The following is a 5,250-nucleotide window of genomic DNA, read 5'->3' as shown; positions in this document are numbered from 1 at the left end:
GGTGGCGGCGACCTCCTCGATCTCCACACCGCCCTCGGCGGAGCAGATCGACAGGAAGGTGCGGTTGGCACGGTCCAGGAGGAAGGAGAAGTAGTACTCCTCCGCGATGTCGGAGGCCTCCTCCACCAGGACACGGTGCACCGTGTGGCCCTTGATGTCCATACCGAGGATCTGCTCGGCCCTGGCCTGGGCGTCCTCGGGGCCCTCGGCGACCTTCACGCCGCCGGCCTTACCGCGACCACCCGTCTTGACCTGCGCCTTGACGACGACGCGAGGCTTTCCGGAGGCGGCGAACTCCTCAGCGATGGCACGCGCCTCAGCGGCCGTGCTCGCCACCTTTCCCTGGGGTACGGGAACCCCGTACTCTGCGAAGAGTTGCTTCGCCTGGTATTCGAACAGGTCCACGAGGGTCCGTCCTTGTAACTCGCTGGCTCAGGATGTCTACCGGGGTGGCCTCGTCCTGATCGGCTGTGATCCACTGACGCGTGTCACACGACGCAAAGCCCGGCGGGCTGAGCCGTTAGATCGAGATCGCCGCGGCGTTGCCACCCGCGACATGCGCAAAGCTTAGTCGCCTGAAATCCGGCCGCCGGACACCGGGGCCGTGTTGACCGGCCCCGCCACGCCCCCAAAAGCCGCTCACGCGGCATCGAGGGAGCACCCGCGTGGGAAAATATGTGACGAGGGCCACCGTGGATAACACCACAAGGTGCCTTTTCGCCCGGGGCGGGCCTCTTCGGCGGATGCGACCAACGTCACCCGCGGGGCTCCGGGCGGGGAGCCGGTCAGGCGGCGTGCGCCGGACGGACGTTCTCGCGCACCCAGTCGGCGATCTCCGTCGTCGGGGCACCCGGCGTGAAGATCTTGGCCACGCCCATGCGTTCGAGTTCGGCGATGTCGGCGTCGGGGATGATCCCGCCGCCGAACACCCGGATGTCCTCGGCGCCGTTCTCCTTCAGCAGCTCCAGCACCCGGGAGAACATGGTCATGTGGGCGCCCGAGAGCACGGACAGCCCGATGGCGTCGGCGTCCTCCTGCAGGGCCGCGGCCACGATCATCTCGGGGGTCTGGCGCAGACCCGTGTAGATGACCTCCACCCCGGCGTCACGCAGCACCCGGGCCACGATCTTGACACCGCGGTCGTGCCCGTCCAGTCCCGGTTTCGCGACGACGACCCGTGCTGCGCCCTCGGCCATGACAAACCCCTCACGAACGTTTCCCCGGTCGCCCGGCCCTCCTTGTGGGAGGCCCCCGGGTGCGCGGGGAGGAGATGATCAACTCGTGTGAAGCGTAACGCAGGTCACTTCCGGATGGCGGGCGCGGGGACGGGTATCTTCCGAGCATGGGAGACGATGTCACCGAATACGACCAGATCAGCACGGAGAGCCTGCGGGACAGCGCCATCGAGCTGGCGCGTCGGCGGTGGGACCTGCGCTTCTTCTGGCGGCTCCTCGGACTGATCCCGGCCGCCGAGGCGGCCGCGGGCCACCAGGAGGCCAGCGAGGCGAGCGTCGCCCAGCTGTCCGGCTTCGTCTACGAGGCGCTGTCCGCCGAGACCGACCCCGAGGTCCAGGAGGCGCTGCGCCCCTTCTACGTGCACTACCTCCGCGAACACGGCGAGACCGCGGACGACGTGCGCGACGACGGGGAGAACGGACCGGGAGGGCCCGCCGACCCGGAGGACGGGAGGCCCTGAGCCCCTCGGAGTCGATGTCCGAAAACCGCCAGCTTCCGGTCCGCCGCATCGGCGACCATGGATGGCGTGATGGACGACGACCAGCGCTACCGCGCCGTGCACAGCAGGGACGCCCGCTTCGACGGGGTCTTCTACACCGCCGTGCGCACCACCGGTATCTACTGCCGCCCGAGCTGCCCGGCCGTCACTCCGAAGCGGGCCAACACCCGCTTCTTCCCGACCGCCGCGGCGGCCCAGGAGGCGGGGTTTCGCGCCTGCAAGCGGTGCCGCCCCGACCTGACCCCGGGCTCCCCGGAGTGGAACCTGCGGGCCGACGTGGTGGGACGCGCCATGCGGCTCATCCAGGACGGCGCCGTGGACCGGGGCGGCGTCGGCGCCCTGGCCGATGCCGTCGGCTACAGCGAGCGCCAGCTCAACCGGCTGCTGACCGCCGAGGTCGGGGCGGGACCGCTGGCCCTGGCCCGCACCGAGCGCGCCCAGACCGCGCGGGTGCTGGTGGAGACCACGGACATGCCGATGGCGGACGTGGCCTTCGCGTCCGGGTTCGCGAGCGTGCGCCAGTTCAACGAGACGATGCGGGCGGTGTTCGACCGCTCCCCCACCGAGATGCGCGCCATGAGGCGCACACCGGCCGGCGAGCCGGGAGCGATCACGCTGCGGCTGCCCCACAGGGAGCCGATCGACCTGGCGCGGATGCTGCGGTTCCTCGGGGAGCGCGCGGTGCCGGGCGTGGAGGAGTACCGCGACGGGGTCTACCGCAGGACGCTTTCGCTGCCGCACGGCCCCGGGATCGTGGAGCTGTCGGAGGGGCCCGGGACCGGGCACGTGCTGTGCCGTCTGCGCCTGTCGGAGACACGTGACCTGGCCGGTGCGGTGCGCCGCTGCCGCAGATTACTCGACCTGGACGCCGACCCCCGCGCGGTCACCGAGGCCCTGGGCGGGGACCCCCTGCTGGGGCCGCTGGTGGCCGCCCACCCGGGGATGCGCTCCCCGGGACACGTGGATCCCGCCGAGCTGGCGGTCCGGGCGGTGCTGGGCCAGCAGGTGTCGGTACGCGCCGCCCGGACGCTGGCGGGACGGCTGGTGGAGCGGTTCGGCGAGCCGCTGAAGCCCGGTCTGGACGACGGTCTGACGCACGTGTTCCCCTCACCGGACGTGCTGGCCGACGCCGACCCGGCCGGTTTCTCCATTCCGGTCGCGCGTGGAAGGGCCCTGGTGGGGCTGACCGGGGCGATCGCCTCGGGCCGGATCGACCTGGGACCGGGATGCGACCGGGACGAGGCCGAACGCGGCCTGCTGGAGCTGCGCGGCATCGGCCCGTGGACCGCGGGCTACGTGCGGATGCGCGGCCTGGGTGATCCGGACGTGTTCCTCCACGGAGACCTCGGCGTCCGGCAGGCGCTGAAGAGCAGGGGCAGGATGGACACCCTGGCATGGAGCCCGTGGCGGTCCTACGTCACCCACCTGCTGTGGGCGTCGCTGGTGAACACGAGAGAGGAACTGGCATGAGCACGGAGCAGGGAATGCTGCCGCTGGACGTGGAGCCGCGAGCTCCCCGGAGGAGGACGACGGTGGAGTTTCGCACGCCCCTTCCCGGACCGACCCGGTACACGACGATGGACTCACCGGTGGGCGAACTGGTCCTGTTCGGCGACGGCGAGGCCCTGTCCGGGGTACTCACCCGGAGCAGGGACGGCAGGTCCAGGGGACTCCCGGAGGACTGGGTGTCGGACCCGGCACCGTTCGGCGAGGCCGTACGGCAGCTGGAGGCGTACTTCGCGGGTGAGCTGAGGGAGTTCGACCTGCCGCTGGCCCCGGCGGGAACCGAGTGGCAGCTGCGGGTGTGGGCGGCCCTGACCACGATTCCGCACGGAGAGACGGCGAGCTACGGGGAGCTGGCCGCGGAGCTGGGAAGGCCGACGGCCTCCCGCGCGGTGGGGATGGCCAACGGACGCAACCCGATCAGCATCATCGTGCCGTGCCATCGGGTGATCGGTGCGAACGGCTCGCTGACCGGCTACGCGGGCGGGCTGGACCGCAAGCAGTTCCTCCTCGGCCTGGAGAGGAGGGTCTCGGTCGCCCGCTGACCCCGGCGTGACCGCGCCCGGCCCCGTTCCCCGGAGTCCGATCCGCCGGGGAGCGGGGCCCGCCGTGTCACTCGGCACGGAACGGGACCCTCGGGCGGGGACGGCGGACGGGACCGGTCCGGAAAGGGGCATGGAACGGGGCGGGAGCGCCCAGAGCGCGGGACGGCGAAACCGCCCCACGAAGGAACCGCCCCGGGGTGCCGCACGAAGCCCGGGCCTGTCGAGTGGAACCGAGTCCACCCCTTGTCCAGGAGTCACAGGATGGTTACCCTTCGATGGCCACACGATCACACCTTTTCGTGTCGACCCTGTTCCTTCACCCCTGAGGAGCCGCTTGATCTCCCCCGCTGTCCCCGCTGCCCCCATCCGCCTCCGACCGGCAACCCGTACCGGATACGCGGGCGCCCTGGCCGCCACAGCGGCCGCCGTCCTGCTCGCCTCCGTCTCCGTGGCCCATGCCCAGCCCGTGGCCGACACCGCACTGGCCGAAGCCGACAACGTCGAGATCACCGTCGACACCGCCGCCGCCAAGGACCTTCCCGGCCAGGGTGCGGGAGCGGCGGCCGAGGACGTCCTGGCCGACGCGGTGGTCTCGGATGTCCTGGAGTTCCGCGGTTCCGGGATCTCCACACTCGCCGCCCAGGAGCGCGACGTCCGGGTCGACGTACGCGAGGCCTCCGGCGACTCCGCCTTCGGCGTCGCCATCGTGACCGCCCCGACGGGGTCTGACGAGAGCCCCTACGCCTGGCTGTTCGCCGCCGAGTTCCGCGGTGGCGACTGGACCGTCGGCCTGGAGGGGACCGAGGAGTTCTCCTCGATCCTCGCCGCCTCGACACTGCTGGAGGAGGAGGAGCGGGAGACCGTCGCGGCCTCCACTGATCCCGAGGGGGTCCGGACGGCCGCCTACACCGGGGTCGGCCTGCCCTTCACCATCGGCACGTACCAGATCATGACCAGCGGCCCGCACGGTTTCAGCTCCGGCCATCCCTACAGCTCGGTGGACTTCGCCGGCGGCGACGGTGCCGTACGCGCTGCCCGCGGCGGGTACGCCTACAGCCTGTGCACCGGGTGGACCCGGGTGATCCACGACAACGGCTACTCCACCGACTACTACCACCTGGAGAACTACCAGTGGCTGCCCGGAAACAACGTCGGGGTGGGCCACTACCTGGGTAGCCAGGGCAACAGCGTCTGCGCCGGCGGTTCCTCGACCGGGGCCCACGTCCATTTCGCGCTGCGTGCCTACAGCGACCCCAACGCGGCTGGCTGGTACGTCGCGCTGCACGGCAGGACCCTGGGTGGCTGGACCTTCGTGGAGGGCGCGGCCTACGGCGGTTATGCCTACCGCAACGGTGTCGGCACGGTGTACCCGGGCGGGGCGATGTACAACTACGGGTTCTAGGAACCCGCTGCTTTCACACACGCACAAGCACAGACACCAAAAAAAGGGGGCCGCCCACAAGCGAC

General features: G+C 71.1%; 6 protein-coding genes. 4 read left to right on the top strand and 2 right to left on the bottom strand.

Annotation, left to right across the window (positions count from 1 at the left end; genetic code table 11):
* Both A6A08_RS16975 and A6A08_RS16970 read right to left on the bottom strand, forming a co-directional pair.
* The coding region (locus tag A6A08_RS16975; RefSeq protein WP_199866964.1) for an ATP-grasp domain-containing protein at positions 1–405 on the bottom strand (405 nt) is incomplete at its 3' end.
* A 380-nt stretch (positions 406–785) separates the two neighbouring features.
* Entirely contained in the window at positions 786–1,196 is a 411-nt protein-coding gene (locus A6A08_RS16970) for a cobalamin B12-binding domain-containing protein (protein ID WP_073703598.1), read from the bottom strand.
* A 146-nt stretch (positions 1,197–1,342) separates the two neighbouring features.
* Here A6A08_RS16970 and A6A08_RS16965 point away from each other — a divergent pair, with 146 nt between their 5' ends.
* The 4 genes from A6A08_RS16965 (at position 1,343) to A6A08_RS16950 (ending at position 5,185) form a co-directional block, all read left to right on the top strand.
* Positions 1,343–1,696 carry a hypothetical protein gene (locus A6A08_RS16965; protein WP_073703597.1) on the top strand — a complete coding sequence of 118 codons (354 nt, stop codon included), beginning with the start codon at positions 1,343–1,345 and terminating at the stop codon, positions 1,694–1,696.
* A gap of 69 nt (positions 1,697–1,765) precedes the next feature.
* Positions 1,766–3,205: an AlkA N-terminal domain-containing protein gene (locus A6A08_RS16960; RefSeq protein ID WP_274534046.1), complete on the top strand. Its 1,440-nt coding sequence runs from the start codon at positions 1,766–1,768 to the stop codon at positions 3,203–3,205.
* Positions 3,202–3,783: a methylated-DNA--[protein]-cysteine S-methyltransferase gene (locus A6A08_RS16955; protein ID WP_073703595.1), complete on the top strand. Its 582-nt coding sequence runs from the start codon at positions 3,202–3,204 to the stop codon at positions 3,781–3,783. The genes A6A08_RS16960 and A6A08_RS16955 overlap by 4 nt, the downstream gene beginning before the upstream one ends.
* Before the next feature lie 364 nt (positions 3,784–4,147).
* Positions 4,148–5,185, top strand: a complete 1,038-nt coding sequence (locus A6A08_RS16950; RefSeq protein ID WP_073703599.1) for a M23 family metallopeptidase — start codon at positions 4,148–4,150, stop codon at positions 5,183–5,185.
* The last annotated feature ends 65 nt before the right edge of the window (positions 5,186–5,250 follow it).

The sequence above is a fragment of the Nocardiopsis sp. TSRI0078 genome, assembly GCF_001905145.1.
Taxonomy (GTDB): Bacteria; Actinomycetota; Actinomycetes; order Streptosporangiales; family Streptosporangiaceae; genus Nocardiopsis.
This window is presented reverse-complemented; position numbering and strand designations above follow the sequence as displayed.